Here is a 15,202-nt window from a genome sequence, read left to right as displayed (position 1 = left end):
CCCGGCCTACGACTCCTCCGTCCAGCAGTGCAGAACGGTCTCGGCGATGGTCCGCGCGGCCTGCGCACGCGGGCTCGGCGGCGTTCCGAACGGCTCCGGCAGGCGGCTCACGTCGACGTAGAGCACCGACGCTTCGCGGCTCGCGTAGACGTTGCCGTTCGGCTCGTGGAACGCCCCGGCACCCAGCTCCGGGACGAGCTCGTTGCCGCCCCGCCGGTCCGACAGGTAGGCCGCGGCGGCCGCCTCGTCCTTCAGTTCCGTGACGGTCATGGTGAAGCTGCCGTTCGCGTACTCGTAAATGCAGGTGAAAGTGGGCTTGACCCACGTAGAAGCGGGAGTCGTCCGGGCGGGGGTGCCGAAGGCGGCGGCCAGCTCGCCGGCGACTTCGGTGCCGCAGACCATGGCGGTCTTCTCGGCGGGCTTGCCGGCGGCGCAGCCGGCGGAGCCGCCGACGAGGCCGAGGGTCAGGAGCAGGGCGGCGAGGGGGCGACGCATAGACGCACAGTACGCCGCGCGAGGGTCTAGAGTCGGCGCGTGCGTATCCCTCGAATCGCAGCTGTCCTGATCATGGGCTTGTTCGCGGCCGGCTGCGGTTCGGCGGCGCCCACGCTCACGGCCGGCGACCCCGCGTCCAGCGCCTCAGCCGGCGCCTCGACCGTCGCTTCGGGGGGCGCTTCCGCCCAGCCTTCGACGAGCGCGGCGCCTTCGCCCAGCGCCATGCCCTCGGCGAGCCCGGTGCCGCACGGCGCGCCCGCGAAGACGTTCTCCGTCGCCACCCGGCAGATCACGTTCTCCCGCGGCAGCCGCTCGCTGCCGACCACGATCTGGTACCCGGTGGGCTCCGGCTCCGCCCTGCCCGCCGGACGCTTCCCGGTGATCCTGTTCAGCCACGGCCTGCACGGGCTGCCCGCCTACTACCAGCAGATCGAGTCCCGGCTGGCCGCCGCCGGATTCGTCGTGGCCGGCCCCGCGTACCCGTTCACGAACGCGAACACCAAGGACTTCAACCCGGCCGACATGACCAACCAGCCCGCCGACGCGTCAGCCGTGATCACCGGCGTCCTCAAGCTCGACACCAAGGCCGGCGACCGGTTCGCGGGCCACCTCGACACCCAGCACATCGGCGCGGCCGGGCACTCCGCCGGCGGCTTCACCACGGCCGGCCTGCTCGCCGACAAGCGGGACACCCGCATCAAGGGGGCGGTCGTGATCGCGGGCGCGGCGATGGGCACGTTCAGCGGCCCGAAGACCCCGGTGCTCTTCGTGCACGGCGACGCCGACCCGACCGTGCCGTACTCGATGGGACACAACGCGTACGCGTCCCTGAAGTGGCCGAAGGCGTTCCTCACCGAAGTGGGCCAGGGACACGGCGAGTACCTCGGCGCCGGGGCGAAGGGCTTCGACCAGATGATGCGTACTACGCTGGACTTCTTCCGCTGGACGCTCTACAACGACGCCGCCGCCCACGGCCGCCTCAAGGCCGACGCGGTGAAGTCCGGCACCACCAAATGGGAGTCCTCCCTGTAGATCCCTGATCCAGGTGTCCCGTGTTCGACCGCCCGTAGCCGAGGCCGGGCGGGATGGCGGCGGCACGGGTGATCATCGCTGGTTTCATGACCGCACCGTACGGCGGTGCGCGGCCCGGACATGAGTTGTCGGCTGGGTCCTAACGCGGCTGGGAGTGCCGCTGCAGCCACCGCACGTAGGCGCGGCTACGCCCGACGGCCTCGGCGTACGCGTCCTCGGCCAGCTCGATCACCTTCATCGCGCCCGGGGCGGCGGGCGACTCCGGCCGCCACCCGACCAGATGGCGCCACCGCAGCGGGGCGCCCTTGATCGGCACGACCACCACGCCCGGCGACTCCCGGAACGTCGGCTGGCACAGCGTGACCGCGTGGCCGTCGCGTACCAGGTCGACGCAGCCGGCGATGTCCGTCTCGAAGATCGGCCGCGGGGTGAATCCGGCGCGGGCGCACGCCGCCGCGAAGCATTCGGCGAAGCAGCCGTCGCCCGGCGTGGCCGCCCACTGCGCCTGCGCCAGCTCGGCGAGGTCGATCTCCTCGGCCGTCGCGAAGGGATGGTCGTGGCGCACGAGGACGAAGACCGGCGCCTCGGCGACCAGGTGCCAGCTCAGCTGCGGCGGCAACGGCGTGGTCGGATCGCCGCAGGCGCCCGCGAGTGCGAAGTCGAGCCGGTCGTCGAGCAGCATCGAGCCGAGTTCGGCCGTGGACCAGGACGGCAGGGTCGTCAGGCGGGCGGCCGGTTCCCCGGCGGCCAGCCGGCTCACGAGACCGCCCAGGATCGGCCCGTTCACCGCACCGATCCGGTACGCCGCCGGTCCCCCGTCCTGCCGCTGCGAACTGGCCAGCCGGGCCGCCTCGTCCTCCAGGGCCTGCACGGCCGGCAGGAGTACGCGCGCCCGCGCCAGCACCAGCTCGCCGAGCTCGGTGGGGCGGGCGCCGGTGTGGTCGCGGTCGAACAGCCGGCCGCCGAACATGTGCTCGATGCGTTTGAGCTGCGTCGTCAGCGCCGGCGGGGCGAGCCCGAGGACCGCGGCCGCCCTGGTCACGCTGCCCGCGTCGGCGATCGCGCACAGTACCCGCAGATGCCGCAGCTCCAGCCGCATCCGACGACTGTAGGCCGCGGGCAAGGGAAGGTAAAGGGTCCGTCCAGGGGTGCCCCGGCCGCAGAATGGCTGCCATGAGCGATCACTACCCGGTGCGCCCGTACGCCCCGCCTCGGCTACCCGTCGAGGAAGGGCTGCGACGCGTACGCGCCTTGTTCACGTCTCTCGACGACCGCCGCAGCGTACGCGCGTTCAGCGCGGAAAAGGTGCCGGCCGAGTGCATCGAATGGGCGGTACGCTGCGCGAACACGGCACCGAGCGGGGCGCACCTGCAGCCCTGGCGGTTCGTGGCGGTCGGTGATCCCGCGGTGCGCCACCGGATCCGGGCGGCGGCCGAGGTCGAGGAGAAGATCAACTACGAGGGCGGCCGGCTGACCCCGGAATGGCGCGCGGCGCTGGCCCCGCTGGGTACCGACGCGGATAAGTCCTATCTGGACATAGCACCGTGGATCGTCGTCTGCTTCGCCGAGAAGTCCGTGGTACGCGGCGACCGGCTGCAGAAGGCGTACTACGTCAACGAGAGCGTGGGGATCGCCTGCGGGCTGTTCATCCAGGCGTTGCACACGATGGGGCTGGCGACCTTGACGCACACACCGAATCCGATGGCGTTCCTGACCGAGATCCTGGAACGGCCGGCCCACGAACGGCCGTACATCCTGTTCCCGGTGGGCTACCCGGCCCGCGGGGCGACCGTGCCGGACATCGTCCGCAAGCCGCTCGACGCGGCGCTGACGTTCTTCCCGCCCCGGGCCGCCCAGGATCCGGTACCGGCCGGCCCGAAGCCGGGGCCGCCGCCCCCGCCACCCCGCCCCCGCCCCACCCCCATCGCCCCCGTCTGACCCGGGCTACCCCGTCTACCCCGGCGCCCCCGGGCGGCGCCCGTCCAGCCGCGTCACCATGATCCCGCTTGGATCAGGGAAATCACCCGAATCTTGGGCCATGATTCGGGTGACAACCGTGATCCAAGCGGGATCTTGGGCTAGGCGGCTTCGGGGTGCTGGGCCACTGTGGAGTCGCGGGCGACTGTGGACAAGGGTGGGGCGACGTCCTCCAGCGACTTGCCCTCCGCGTCCACGCCCAGGAAGATCTCGACGATGCCGCCGATCATCATGACCCCGGCGCCGACGAGGAAGCCGATGAACAGCTTGCCCGGGTCCTCGCCGTCGCCGATGAGGTGGCCGTAGAAGATCGGGCCGATCGCGCCGAAGCACTGGGCGATGGCGAAGAAGACCGCGATCGCCTGGGCGCGTACCTCCAGGGGGAAGCTCTCGCTGACCGTCAGGTACGCCGAACTCGCCCCGGCCGACGCGAAGAAGAAGATGACGCACCAGGCGATCGTCTGCGTGGTGGCCGTGAGCATGCCCTTGTCGAAGAGCACCGCGCTGATCGCGAGCAGTACGCCGGAGACCAGGTACGTGCCCGAGATGAGCTTGCGCCGCCCGACGGTGTCGAAGAAGCGGCCCAGCAGCAGCGGCCCGGCCAGGTTGCCGGCCGCGAACGCGATCAGGTAGAGCGGCGCGGCCTCGGCCTTGACCCCGTAGAACTTGGTGAGCACCAGCGTGTAGGTGAAGAAGATCGCGTTGTAGAGGAACGACTGAGTGATCATCAGCGTGGCGCCCAGCACCGACCGCCGCGGATAGTGCGAGAACAGCACGCGCAGCAGCGACAGGTATCCGTGCCGCCCCGACGGCCGCAACTCGATCGCGTCCTTCTCGTCGACCTCCGCCAGCCGCTGCCCGGACGCCTCGACCTCGTGCTCGATGAAGGCGATGTTCTCCTCGGCCTCGTCCTGGCGGCCGTGCGTGATGAGCCAGCGCGGACTCTCGGGCAGATGCCGCCGCAGATTCCAGATCAGTACGCCGATCACCGGCCCGATCAGGAAGCCGAGCCGCCAGCCGATGTTCAGCGGCAGCTGGTTGAGCAGGATGAAGGTGCCGAGCGTGCCGAGGATGGAACCGGCCCAGTAGGTGCCGTTGACGGCGATGTCGACCCGGCCCCGGTAACGGGCGGGCATCATCTCGTCGATCGCCGAGTTGATCGCGGCGTACTCGCCGCCGATGCCGGCGCCGGCGATGAACCTGGTCCCGTAGAGGAAGATCAGCGCGAGCAGGCTGTTCCCCCAGGTCAACGCGGTCAGCACGTTACCGGCGAGGTAGACGCCCAGCGTCACGATGAACAGGTTCCGGCGGCCGAGCGCGTCGGACAGCCGGCCGAAGAACAGCGCGCCGAACACCTCGCCGAGCAGGTACACGGTGGCGATCGCGCCGACCTGGGTCGCGCTGAGGGCCAGCGTCTCCTTTTCGTTGAGAACGGCACCGACCGCACTGGCGATCGTGATCTCCAGCCCGTCGAGGACCCAGGCCACGCCCAGCGCCATCACCATCCGCGTATGGAACGGCGACCACCGGAGACGGTCGATCCGCGCCGGGATCAGACTTCGGATGGATCGGCTGGATGATTCGGCTACAGCGACCATGCACGACGGGTACCCCGGAAACTCGCCGGAAAACGCGGAAAGTCCGGTTGCGGGGGGAGCGCATGATGATCCGCATGGGGAACTGGTTCGTTCTGGTGGAAGAGAACATGAACTACGGCGAGAACCGCACCTGGCGGGTCTCGGAGTACCACGACGCCGGGCTCAGCCGCGACGCCGCCGACGCGCTCGCGGTGAAGTACGCCCACGAGTTCCAGCCGCGCCACCCCACCTTCGACAGCGGCCGGGAGATCTTCCGGCTGCCCGACGGCGGGCTCCTGGTTCTGGTGCAGGGCGCGACCTCGCAGTACCACTTCAGGGTGTCGGTGGCCGAGAAGATCTCGGCGCGGTGAGCCGAGACCGGGCGGCGGGCGAGGCAGGTTGATCAGGTAGGCGAACAGGATGTGCACGCCGCTACGCGGCCCGCGTCATGGTCGGCGCGGGCCGCGGCGCTGCGGTCGGTCATCGGATCAGGGGCGTTCGAGGTCGGTCGCCGAGGCGCCCCGCTTGGCCGTGTCGGCCGGCTTCGCGACGGGGATCCGGTCGGTGGCGGGCGGGATCGGGGCCACGCCCACGACCGTCGAGCCGTTCATCATCTCCAGCGCGTACATCTCTTCTTCCTGCTCGATCGCCTGACGGCGGGCGGCCCGCGCCCGCATCCGGGCGGCGGCGTACGTGGCCGCGGCGCCGACACCGATGCCGACCGCCGCGGCGCCGAGGATCCACGGCAGGCGGCTGCGGCGGTGACCGGCCAGGGCGTCCCGCGCGGCCTTCGCCCGCCAGGCGCTCTCGGCCCGCGCGGCGCTGACCGCCTTGCGGCCCTCCTTGCGCAGTTCCTTCGCCCGGCGCCGGCCGTGGTCCGACAGCGCCAGCACGCGGTCGTGCGCCTCGTCGGTCAGGTCGTGCGCCCGGTCGGTGGCGCTGTCCAACAGGTCGGCCAGCTCGTCTCGCATCGTGCGCATGGTCCGGGTCATGATCACTCCCATCGACGGGTGCTCGTCGATCTCACCCTTCCCCGCCCGGCACGAGCCACAAACCTCCCAGCGGGGGTACGCGCAGTGTGGCCGACGCGGGCTGGCCGTGGCGGGCCGGCCCGTCGGCGTACGCGCTGCCGAGGTTGCCGACGCCGGAACCGCCGTAGACCTCGGCGTCCGTATTGATCACTTCGTCCCAGCGGCCGGCCCGGGGCAGCCCGATCCGGTAGTCCTCCCGGGGAACGGCCGAGAAGTTGAGGACGCAGACGAGCACGCTGCCGTCCTCGGCGACCCGCTGGAACGCGAAGGTGTTGCCGTCCGCGTCGTCGCCGACGATCCAGCCGAACCCGGCCGGCGCGGTGTCGAGCGTCCACAGGGCCGGCGTACGCCGGTAGAGCGCGTTGAGGTCGCGGACGAGCCTGGTCACGCCGGCGTGCGCCGGATCGGCGGCCAGCTCCCAGTCGAGCCCCCGGTCGGCGCTCCATTCGCGGCCGTCGGCGTACTCGCAGCCCATGAAGAGCAGCTGCTTGCCCGGATGCGCCCACATGTACGCCAGCAGCGCGCGTACGCTCGCCCGGCGCTGCCAGCCGTCGCCGGGGAACTTGCCGGCCAGCGAGCCCTTCCCGTGCACCACCTCGTCATGGCTGATCGGCAGGACGAAGTTCTCGCTCCAGGCGTACACGGTGGTGAAGGTCATCTCGTTGTGGTGGTGGCGCCGGTGGATCGGCTCCCGCTGCAGGTAGCCGAGGGTGTCGTGCATCCAGCCCATGTTCCACTTGAAGCCGAAGCCGAGCCCCTGCCGGTCGGTCGCGCGGGTGACGCCAGGGAACGCCGTCGACTCCTCCGCCACCATCAGCACGCCGGGGTGGTGCTTGTACACGGTCGCGTTGAGCTCCTGCAGGAAGGCGACCGCCTCCAGGTTCTCCCGCCCGCCGAACCGGTTGGGCGACCACTCCCCTTCCTTGCGGGAGTAGTCGAGGTAGAGCATCGAGGCGACGGCGTCGACCCGCAGGCCGTCGACATGGAACTCGTCGATCCAGTAGAGCGCGTTGGCGACGAGGAAGTTGCGGACCTCGTTGCGGCCGAAGTCGAACACGTACGTGCCCCAGTCCGGGTGCTCGCCCCTGTGCGGATCGGCGTGCTCGTAGAGCGGCGTGCCGTCGAAGCGGGCCAGGGCCCATTCGTCCTTCGGGAAGTGGGCGGGCACCCAGTCCAGCAGGACGCCGATCCCGGCCTGGTGCAGCGTGTCGACCAGGTGGCGGAACTCGTCCGGCTCGCCGAAGCGGGCGGTCGGCGCGTAGTAGCCGGTGACCTGGTAGCCCCAGGAGCCGCCGAACGGGTGCTCCATCACCGGCAGGAACTCCACGTGCGTGAACCCCAGATCCACCACGTACGCCGTCAGCTGCTCGGCGAGGTCGCGATAGGACAGTCCGGGCCGCCACGAACCCAGGTGGACCTCGTAGATGCTGGCCGGATCCCGGTGAGGTTGCCGGCGCGACCGCTCGTCGATCCAGGAGCCGTCCCGCCACGCGTACTCGGAGGTGGTGATGATGGAGGCGGTACGCGGCGGGACCTCGGCGCGGCGGGCGAGTGGATCGGCCTTGTCGCGCCATTGCCCGTCGCGCCCCAGGATCCGAAACTTGTACGCCTGCCCGGCGTGCGCGCCGGGGACGAAGATCTCCCACACGCCGCTGGCGCCCATGGAGCGCATGGGCCAGCCCTCGTGCGCGCCCCAGCCGCTGAAGTCGCCGACGACCCGGACGCCGACGGCGTTCGGCGCCCAGACGGCGAAGGCGACGCCTTCCTCGCGGGGCCGGGCGCCCAGGGCACGCCACAGCTGTTCGTGGCGGCCCTCGGTGATGAGCTGGAGGTCGAACTCGCCGATCGTCGGCGGGTACCGGTAGGGGTCGTCCTGTTCCTGCCCGTCGACGTCCAGCCGGTAGTCCGGTTCGTCGGCGGCCGCCACGAAGATCCCGTCCGGGTGGACCCGCTTCATCGGCACACGATCGTCCTTCAGCAGGAGGGAGACCTCGGATGCGCCGCGGCGCAGCACGCGCACCACGCCGTCGTGCAGCCCGAGGATCGCGTGCGGGTCGTACGCGCGGCCGGCGATCAGCTCGTCGAAGTCCGTCATCGCTGGACCACGAGGATGTGGGCGGGCTCGTCGAACGGGTCGAGCCGGACGGCGTTGTGCTGCCCCCAGGTGAACCGCTCGCCGGTGAGCTGGTCGACGACGTCGAACCGCTCGTGCCAGTCGTAGCCGAGCACGGGCATGTTCAGCGACGTGTTGCCCCACTGCAGGTTGTGCGAGTCGAGCGAGCACACGACGATGACCGTGTCGCCGGTCTCGGAGTCCATTTTGGACCAACAGAGGAACTGGTCGTTGTCCACGTCGTGGAAGCGCAGGTTGCGCAGCCGGCGCAGGGCCGGATGGCCGTTGCGTACCTCGTTGAGCCTGGTCAGGAAGGGTGCGAGGGACTCGCCCGCCGCCTCCGCCCGGGCCCACGCCCGCGGCCGCAGCTGGTACTTCTCGTTCTGCGCGAACTCCTCCACACCCGGCCGTGCCACGTGCTCGTACAGCTCGTAACCCGAGTAGATCCCCCACGACGGGCTCAGCAGGGCGGCCAGCACCGCCCGGATCTTGAACATCGGCGGGCCGCCGTGCTGCAGCGACTCGTGCAGGATGTCCGGCGTCGTCGGCCAGAAACTCGGCCGCATCACGTCGGCCGTGCGTACCAGCTCCTCGCAGTAGTCCCGCAGCTCCCTCGCACCCGTACGCCACGTGAAATACGTGTACGACTGGGTGAAACCGGCCGCGCCGAGACCTCGCATGAGGGTCGGCTTCGTGAAGGCCTCGGCGAGGAAGAGGACGTCGGGATCGGTGGTACGCACCTGGCCGATCAACCAGTGCCAGAAGTCGATCGGCTTCGTGTGCGGATTGTCGACGCGGAACACCCTGACGCCCTGGCGTACCCAGTGCCGGACGACGCGCAGGATCTCGGCCCGGATGCCCTCCGGATCGTTGTCGAAGTTCAGCGGATAGATGTCCTGATACTTCTTCGGCGGATTCTCCGCGTACGCGATGGTGCCGTCCGGCAGCGTCGTGAACCACTCCGGGTGCTCGGCGACCCACGGGTGATCCGGCGAGCACTGCAACGCCAGGTCCAGCGCGACCTCGAGCCCGTTCTCCCGGGCCTGGCCGAGGAACCAGCGGAAGTCGTCGAGCGTACCGAGCTCGGGGTGGATCGCGTCGTGCCCGCCCTCGGCCGCGCCGATCGCCCACGGCGACCCCACGTCGGCCGGTTCGGCCACGAGCGCGTTGTCCCGGCCCTTGCGGTGCGTACGCCCGATCGGGTGGATCGGCGGCAGGTAGACGATGTCGAAACCCATCCGCGCGATCCCGGGCAGCCGGTCGGCCGCCGTGCGGAAGGTGCCGTGCCGGACCGCCCGCCCGTCCGCGTCGACGACCGCGCCCTCGGAGCGGGGGAAGAACTCGTACCAGGCCGAGAAGAGGGCCCGTTCGCGCTCGGCGAGGATCTCGCGCTCGGCCGACCTCGTGGTCAGCTCCGTGACGGGGTTCGCCCAGAACAGGTCGTGCAGGCCGAGCGCCGGGGAGACGCGTACGCCCAGCGGCATGTCGGCGGCCTCCAGCGCCTCGATCGCGGCGGTGATCCGCGGCTCGGGCATGGGCGCCCTGTGGAGGATCTTCACGCCGGTGGCCAGGTCGTTCCGGAGATCCTCGGGACCCTGGCCGGCCTCGATCTTCTTGCGGACCGCGTTCGACCAGGTCTGGAAGGGATCGCTGAAGGCCTCGATCTGGAACGTCCAGCGGCCCTCCTGGTCGGGCGTGATCGCCGCGTGCCAGGTGTCGTCCCCCTGCGCGTTCATCCGGGTACGCCGGACGGTCCCGTCGGGCCCGCGCCAGACGACGAAGCACCCCATGGCGTCATGCCCCTCCCGGTACGCGACCGCGGAGACCGGGATCAGCTCGCCGGGGACGGCCTTGGCGGGCAGCTGTCCGTTGTGGACAGTCGGGGTGATGCTCTCGATCGCCAGGCGGCCGATGGTCGCGGGTTCCCAGGACTCCGCGGGCGGCGGGGCTTCGAGGGAGGCGCGAGGTTTCACGTCGGCGGGAACGGCCTGCTGGAGGTCCACTTCCGGCTTCTCTACCGGTTGCTCGGCGGCGTCGAGGTAGCTCTCGGGGTCGGCGGGCCGCGGCACGGGAATGAGGACGGCGGGCGCCAGGTCCTCGGCGGGCGCGGCTCCTTCAGCGGCCGTCGCCACGGCTGGCGTGACACCTTCAGCGGCCGTCGCCACGGCGGGCGCGGCACCTTCAGCGGCCGTCGCCACGGCGGGCGCGGCGGGAACCCGGGGTGCAGGGATCTCCGCCCCGCCCCCGGTCGGACGCGGCGCGAGCCGCCCGGATGGTGTCGAGGCGTTGTCCGTCATGGGGTGCTCCTCAGGACCGAGCGGTAGATGTCCAGCGTCTGGTGCGCGATCGCGTCCCAGGAGAAGTGTTCGATCGCCCGGCGGCGGCCCGCCACACCCATCGCGTACGCGCGGCCGGGGTCGTCGAGCAGGGCGGTGATCTGAGCCGCGAGGTCCGCCGCGAAGCGGTCGGGGGCGACCGGGGTGCCGTCCGGGCGCTGTTCGAGCGGGACGAGCAGTCCGGTCGTGCCGTCGTCGACGACCTCGGGGATGCCGCCGACCGCGGTCGCGACGACGGCCGTCTCGCAGGCCATCGCCTCGAGGTTGACGATGCCCATCGGCTCGTAGATCGAGGGGCAGACGAACACCGTGCTGTGCGTGAGGATCTGGATGACCTGCGGCTTGGGCAGCATCGCCTCGATCCAGACCACGTTGCCGCGTTCGCGGGCCAGGTCGCCGGCCAGCTGTTCGACCTCGGCCGCGATCTCCGGGGTGTCCGCCGCGCCGGCGAGCAGGACGATCTGCGCATCGGGCGGGAGGTGGGCGGCGGCCCGCAGGAAGTAGGGCAGGCCCTTCTGGCGGGTGATCCGGCCGACGAACACGACCGTGGGCAGGTCCGGCTTGATGCCGTACGCGGCCAGCACGTCGGTACCGGGGTCGGGCGCGTACTGTGCGACGTCGATCCCGTTGTGGACCACGCGTACGCGGGAGGGGTCGACGGAAGGATAGGCGGCCAGCACGTCGCGCCGCATGGCCGCGGAGACCGCGACGATCGCGTCGGCGGATTCGACGGCGGTGCGTTCGGCCCAGGACGACAGCCGGTAGCCGCCGCCGAGCTGCTCGGCCTTCCACGGGCGCAGCGGTTCGAGCGAGTGTGCCGTGACCACGTGCGGTACGCCGTGCAGCAGGCTCGCGACGTGCCCGGCAAGGTTGGCGTACCAGGTGTGGGAGTGCACGACGTCGGTGCCCGCGGTGGCGGCGGCCATCGCGAGGTCGACGCCGAGCGTGCGCAGCGCGGCGTTCGCCCCGGCGAGTTCGACGGGGTCGGCGTACGCGACCACGCCGGGCTCGGGGTGCGGCGGCGGGCCGAAGCAGTGGACGCGGACGTCGGCGAGCATGCGCAGACTGCGGGCGAGGTACTCGACGTGCACGCCCGCGCCGCCGTAGACATGCGGCGGATACTCCCTGGTCAGCAGGTCGACACGGAGCGGGGGCGAGGGTGGTGCCGGGGGCGCGGCCATGACCCCGACCATAATGCGCACCGCCGGATTGATCTACCGGACGAGGCAGGGTCGAGCCGAACGGACACCCCGCCTCCGGTGGTGTAACGGGTGGTTGCGGGCTAACTTCTCCTCATGGCTCCTCCCAAGGTTCTCGCAATGGTGCTGGCCGGTGGGGAAGGCAAACGCCTGATGCCGCTGACGGCGGATCGGGCCAAGCCCGCGGTTCCCTTCGGTGGGTTGTACCGGATGGTGGACTTCGCGTTGTCCAACCTGGTCAACGGCGGCTACCTGAAGATCGTCGTCCTGACCCAGTACAAGTCCCACTCCCTCGACCGGCACGTCACGAAGACGTGGCGTATGTCGAACCTGCTGGGCAACTACGTCACGCCGGTTCCGGCGCAGCAGCGGCTCGGCCCCCACTGGTTCGCCGGTTCGGCGGACGCCATCCACCAGAGCTACAACCTGGTCAACGATGAGCAGCCGGACTACATCATCGTGTTCGGCGCGGACCACGTGTTCCGCTTCGACCCGTCGCAGATGGTCGCCGACCACATCGCCTCGGGCGCCGACGCGACGGTGGCCGGCATCCGCCAGCCGCTGAGCCTGGCCGACCAGTTCGGCGTCATCGAGACCACCCCCGGCAGCACGCAGATCGCCCGGTTCCGCGAGAAGCCCAAGGACGCCAAGGGATTGCCGGACGCGCCGCACGAGGTGTACGCGTCCATGGGCAACTACGTCTTCACGACGAAGGCGCTGACCGAGATGCTCATCGCCGACTCGACGGACGGCGACAGCAAGCACGACATGGGTGGCAACATCATCCCGAACTTCGTCTCGCGCGGGCAGGCGCACGTCTACGACTTCCGCGACAACGAGGTGCCGGGCAGCACCGAGCGCGACCGCGGCTACTGGCGCGACGTGGGGACGCTCGACTCGTTCTACGACGCCCACATGGATCTGATCTCGATCCATCCGATCTTCAACCTGTACAACTACAAGTGGCCGATCTACACCGAGAACCGGCCCTGGCCGCCCGCCAAGTTCGTGCACGGGTACCAGGAGCGGCTCGGCCGGGCGATCGGGTCGATGGTGTCGCCGGGCGCGGTGGTCTCGGGCTCCCTGGTGGAGAACTCGGTGGTCTCCCCGAACGTGCACGTCCACTCGTGGGCGCACGTGTCCGGCTCGGTGCTCATGGAAGGCGTCGACATCGGCCGCCACGCCGTGGTACGCAACGCGATCCTGGACAAGAACGTCGTCGTGCCCGAGGGCGCGGAGATCGGCGTCGACCTGGAACGGGACCGCCGCCGGTTCACGGTGTCCGACGGCGGTGTCGTCGTGGTCGGCAAGGGCCAGCGGATCGATCCCTAGGGCCTGTCTCCCGGATCGTTCGCGGCCCGTTGGCGGCCTCGAGATCCGGGAGACAGGCCCTAGGACGTCACCGGAGGCGGTGCCAGAGGAACGTCAGCCGCAGCGCCTCCAGGTACGCCTCCTGCTCGTGCCCGGCCGCGCCCGCGTGCCCGCCCTCGGTGTTCTCGTAGTACGTCACGTCGTAGCCGTGCCGGCGCAGGAGGGCGGCCATCTTGCGGGCGTGCCCGGGGTGCACCCGATCGTCCTTTGTGGACGTGTAGAGCAGCACCGGCGGGTAGCCCGCGCGGGCGCGTACGTTGTGGTAGGGCGAGTAGCCGCGCAGGAAGTCCCAGTCCTCGGGCACGTCCGGATCGCCGTACTCGGCCATCCAGGAGGCGCCCGCGAGCAGCCGGTGGTAGCGGCGCATGTCGAGCAGGGGCACGCCGATCGCCACCGCGCCGAACAGCTCCGGGTAGCGGGTCAGCATCACGCCCATGAGCAGCCCGCCGTTGCTGCGGCCGTGGATGCCGAGCCGGCGCGGCGTCGTGATCCCCCGCGCCACGAGGTCGCGGGCCACCGCCGCGAAGTCCTCGTACGCGCGCGGCCGGTTCTCCCGCAGCGCCGCCCGGTGCCACCCCGGGCCGTACTCGCCGCCGCCCCGGATGTTCGCCAGGACGTAGGTCCCGCCCCGGGCCAGCCAGCCCCGGCCGATCACCCCGGAGTACTCCGGTGTCCGCGCCGCCTCGAAGCCGCCGTACGCGTACAGCAGGGTCGGGCCCGGCCGCGCCGACGAGCCGACGACGAAGTAGGGGATCCGCGTCCCGTCGTCGGAGGTGGCGAAGTACTGGCGGACCTCGGCCCCGGCCGCGTCGAAGAAGTCCGGCGCGGTACGCAGAACCGACGGCTCCCCCGCCCCCGTGACATACGACAGGGTGGTGGGCCGCAGGAAACCCTCGGACGTCATGAGGAAGTCGTCGCACTCGTCGGGTTCGGCCGTGACGATGCCGACGGTCGCGTACGCGTCCGCCTCGGCGATCGGCTCGGCCGACCAGGTCCCGGGGGTGCGGATCTCCAGGCGGCCGCGGACGTCGGTGAGCAGGCCGAGCACGAGCCGGTCCCGTGTCCACCGCCAGTCGAGCAGGCTGGTGCGCTCGTCGGGCGCGAAGACCACCGTCATCTCCCGCTCCCCGGCCAGGTACGCGTCGAAGCGGGCGGCGAGGAGCGTACCGGCGGGATGGGTGGTGCCGCCGGCGGTCCACGGGGTGCTCGTGCGGATCAGCAGCCATTCCCGGTGCGCCTCGAAGTACGCGTCCGCCGGCACGTCCATGCGTACCGGGCCGTCGTCCGTCAGCAGGAACGTCTCGCGGGTGTGGAAGTCGGGCATGCGCCGGGCGAAGTCGCGGACGAACCCGTCCTGGTGGGACCGCCACGCGTACGCGAACACGTCGGTCACCGGCGCCGCCAGGACCGTCGGCGCCCCGGCGAGCGGGGTGCCCCGGCGCCAGCGCTTGACGATGCGCGGATAGCCGGACTCGGTCAGCGACCCGGCGCCGAAGTCGGTGGCGACGAAGATCTCGTCCTGGTCGATCCACGAGACCTCGGATTTCGCCTCGGCCAGCGTGAAGCCGTCGGCGACGAACGACAGCGAGCAGAGGTCGAACTCGCGGACGACGACCGCGTCCGCGCCACCCCGGGAGAGGCTGACCAGCGCGCGGGTGTGGCCGGGACGCAGGACCCGGGCGCCCTTCCAGACCCAGCTCTCCCCTTCGGCGGCCGCCGTCGCGTCCACGTCCAGCAGGGTGTCCCAGGTGGACTCGCCCGCCCGGAACGCCTCGACGGTCATTCGCCGCCAGACACCCCGCGGGTGCGCCGCGTCCTGACGGAAGTCGTACAGATGCGCCCCGCGCCAGGTCGGCAGGGGAACCCGCTCCTCCGCGTCGAGCACCTCGTGGATCTCGCGGCGCAGCCGGTCGAACAGCCCGCCGCGGGAGAGGTCGGCGACGGCGGAGGCGTTGTTCTGGCGTACCCAGGCCAGCGCCCTGGCCGATGTGACGTCCTCAAGCCATAGATACTGATCTTCATCATCGACCACGCCGTCAGTGTGTCACGACCCTGCTTGGATCAGGGATAC

12 protein-coding genes are annotated in these 15,202 nt (G+C 71.0%); 4 read left to right on the top strand and 8 right to left on the bottom strand.

The window, feature by feature from the left end; all coding sequences use genetic code 11:
- Nucleotides 1-6: 6 nt before the first annotated feature.
- Complete coding sequence (locus tag G401_RS0128070; RefSeq protein ID WP_027345085.1) at nt 7-495, bottom strand: hypothetical protein; 489 nt, start codon at nt 493-495, stop codon at nt 7-9.
- Nucleotides 496-534: 39 nt separating this feature from the next.
- Between G401_RS0128070 and G401_RS0128065 the strand changes: the two genes are divergently transcribed.
- Nucleotides 535-1,527, top strand: coding sequence for an alpha/beta hydrolase family protein (locus G401_RS0128065; RefSeq protein WP_027345084.1), 993 nt, complete (start codon nt 535-537; stop codon nt 1,525-1,527).
- A 139-nt stretch (nt 1,528-1,666) separates the two neighbouring features.
- Here G401_RS0128065 and G401_RS0128060 read toward each other — a convergent pair whose 3' ends face one another.
- Nucleotides 1,667-2,626 (bottom strand): LysR family transcriptional regulator, encoded by a 960-nt coding sequence (locus G401_RS0128060; RefSeq protein ID WP_027345083.1) that lies wholly within the window; start codon nt 2,624-2,626, stop codon nt 1,667-1,669.
- A gap of 74 nt (nt 2,627-2,700) precedes the next feature.
- On the opposite strand from G401_RS0128060, the gene G401_RS48990 reads away from it, so the two are divergent.
- Nucleotides 2,701-3,465 carry a nitroreductase family protein gene (locus G401_RS48990; protein ID WP_084557690.1) on the top strand — a complete coding sequence of 255 codons (765 nt, stop codon included), beginning with the start codon at nt 2,701-2,703 and terminating at the stop codon, nt 3,463-3,465.
- A gap of 140 nt (nt 3,466-3,605) precedes the next feature.
- Here the strand turns inward: G401_RS48990 and G401_RS48985 are convergent, their stop codons facing one another.
- Nucleotides 3,606-5,009 (bottom strand): MFS transporter, encoded by a 1,404-nt coding sequence (locus tag G401_RS48985; RefSeq protein WP_169734264.1) that lies wholly within the window; start codon nt 5,007-5,009, stop codon nt 3,606-3,608.
- Nucleotides 5,010-5,176: 167 nt separating this feature from the next.
- Between G401_RS48985 and G401_RS0128045 the strand changes: the two genes are divergently transcribed.
- Complete coding sequence (locus tag G401_RS0128045) at nt 5,177-5,452, top strand: hypothetical protein (protein ID WP_034593379.1); 276 nt, start codon at nt 5,177-5,179, stop codon at nt 5,450-5,452.
- Nucleotides 5,453-5,569: 117 nt separating this feature from the next.
- On the opposite strand, the gene G401_RS0128040 is transcribed toward G401_RS0128045, so the two are convergent.
- The 4 genes from G401_RS0128040 to glgA form a co-directional block, all read right to left on the bottom strand.
- Nucleotides 5,570-6,073: a hypothetical protein gene (locus G401_RS0128040; protein WP_157546467.1), complete on the bottom strand. Its 504-nt coding sequence runs from the start codon at nt 6,071-6,073 to the stop codon at nt 5,570-5,572.
- 31 nt (nt 6,074-6,104) lie between these two features.
- Complete coding sequence (glgB, locus tag G401_RS0128035; RefSeq protein WP_027345080.1) at nt 6,105-8,207, bottom strand: 1,4-alpha-glucan branching protein GlgB; 2,103 nt, start codon at nt 8,205-8,207, stop codon at nt 6,105-6,107.
- Nucleotides 8,204-10,138, bottom strand: a complete 1,935-nt coding sequence (locus G401_RS0128030; RefSeq protein WP_027345079.1) for an alpha-1,4-glucan--maltose-1-phosphate maltosyltransferase — start codon at nt 10,136-10,138, stop codon at nt 8,204-8,206. The genes glgB and G401_RS0128030 overlap by 4 nt, the downstream gene beginning before the upstream one ends.
- A 380-nt stretch (nt 10,139-10,518) precedes the next feature.
- On the bottom strand, nt 10,519-11,742 hold the full coding sequence (gene glgA, locus G401_RS0128025; protein WP_027345078.1) for a glycogen synthase: 1,224 nt from the start codon (nt 11,740-11,742) through the stop codon (nt 10,519-10,521).
- A 114-nt stretch (nt 11,743-11,856) separates the two neighbouring features.
- Here glgA and glgC point away from each other — a divergent pair, with 114 nt between their 5' ends.
- Nucleotides 11,857-13,092 carry a glucose-1-phosphate adenylyltransferase gene (gene glgC, locus G401_RS0128020; protein ID WP_034593377.1) on the top strand — a complete coding sequence of 412 codons (1,236 nt, stop codon included), beginning with the start codon at nt 11,857-11,859 and terminating at the stop codon, nt 13,090-13,092.
- 67 nt (nt 13,093-13,159) lie between these two features.
- On the opposite strand, the gene G401_RS0128015 is transcribed toward glgC, so the two are convergent.
- On the bottom strand, nt 13,160-15,163 hold the full coding sequence (locus G401_RS0128015; protein WP_027345076.1) for a prolyl oligopeptidase family serine peptidase: 2,004 nt from the start codon (nt 15,161-15,163) through the stop codon (nt 13,160-13,162).
- Between the last annotated feature and the right edge of the window lie 39 nt (nt 15,164-15,202).

Source organism: Hamadaea tsunoensis DSM 44101 (genome assembly GCF_000428945.1).
Taxonomy (GTDB): domain Bacteria; phylum Actinomycetota; class Actinomycetes; order Mycobacteriales; family Micromonosporaceae; genus Hamadaea; species Hamadaea tsunoensis.
This window is presented reverse-complemented; position numbering and strand designations above follow the sequence as displayed.

Coding starts and splice junctions, on each gene's coding strand:
- G401_RS0128070 (WP_027345085.1), bottom strand. CDS start 495: ATGCGTCGCCCCCTCGCCGCCCTGCTCCTGACCCTCGGCCTCGTCGGC.
- G401_RS0128060 (WP_027345083.1), bottom strand. CDS start 2,626: ATGCGGCTGGAGCTGCGGCATCTGCGGGTACTGTGCGCGATCGCCGAC.
- G401_RS48990 (WP_084557690.1), top strand. CDS start 2,701: ATGAGCGATCACTACCCGGTGCGCCCGTACGCCCCGCCTCGGCTACCC.
- G401_RS48985 (WP_169734264.1), bottom strand. CDS start 5,009: ATGGTGATGGCGCTGGGCGTGGCCTGGGTCCTCGACGGGCTGGAGATC.
- G401_RS0128045 (WP_034593379.1), top strand. CDS start 5,177: ATGGGGAACTGGTTCGTTCTGGTGGAAGAGAACATGAACTACGGCGAG.
- G401_RS0128040 (WP_157546467.1), bottom strand. CDS start 6,073: ATGACCCGGACCATGCGCACGATGCGAGACGAGCTGGCCGACCTGTTG.
- glgB (WP_027345080.1), bottom strand. CDS start 8,207: ATGACGGACTTCGACGAGCTGATCGCCGGCCGCGCGTACGACCCGCAC.
- glgA (WP_027345078.1), bottom strand. CDS start 11,742: ATGGCCGCGCCCCCGGCACCACCCTCGCCCCCGCTCCGTGTCGACCTG.
- glgC (WP_034593377.1), top strand. CDS start 11,857: ATGGCTCCTCCCAAGGTTCTCGCAATGGTGCTGGCCGGTGGGGAAGGC.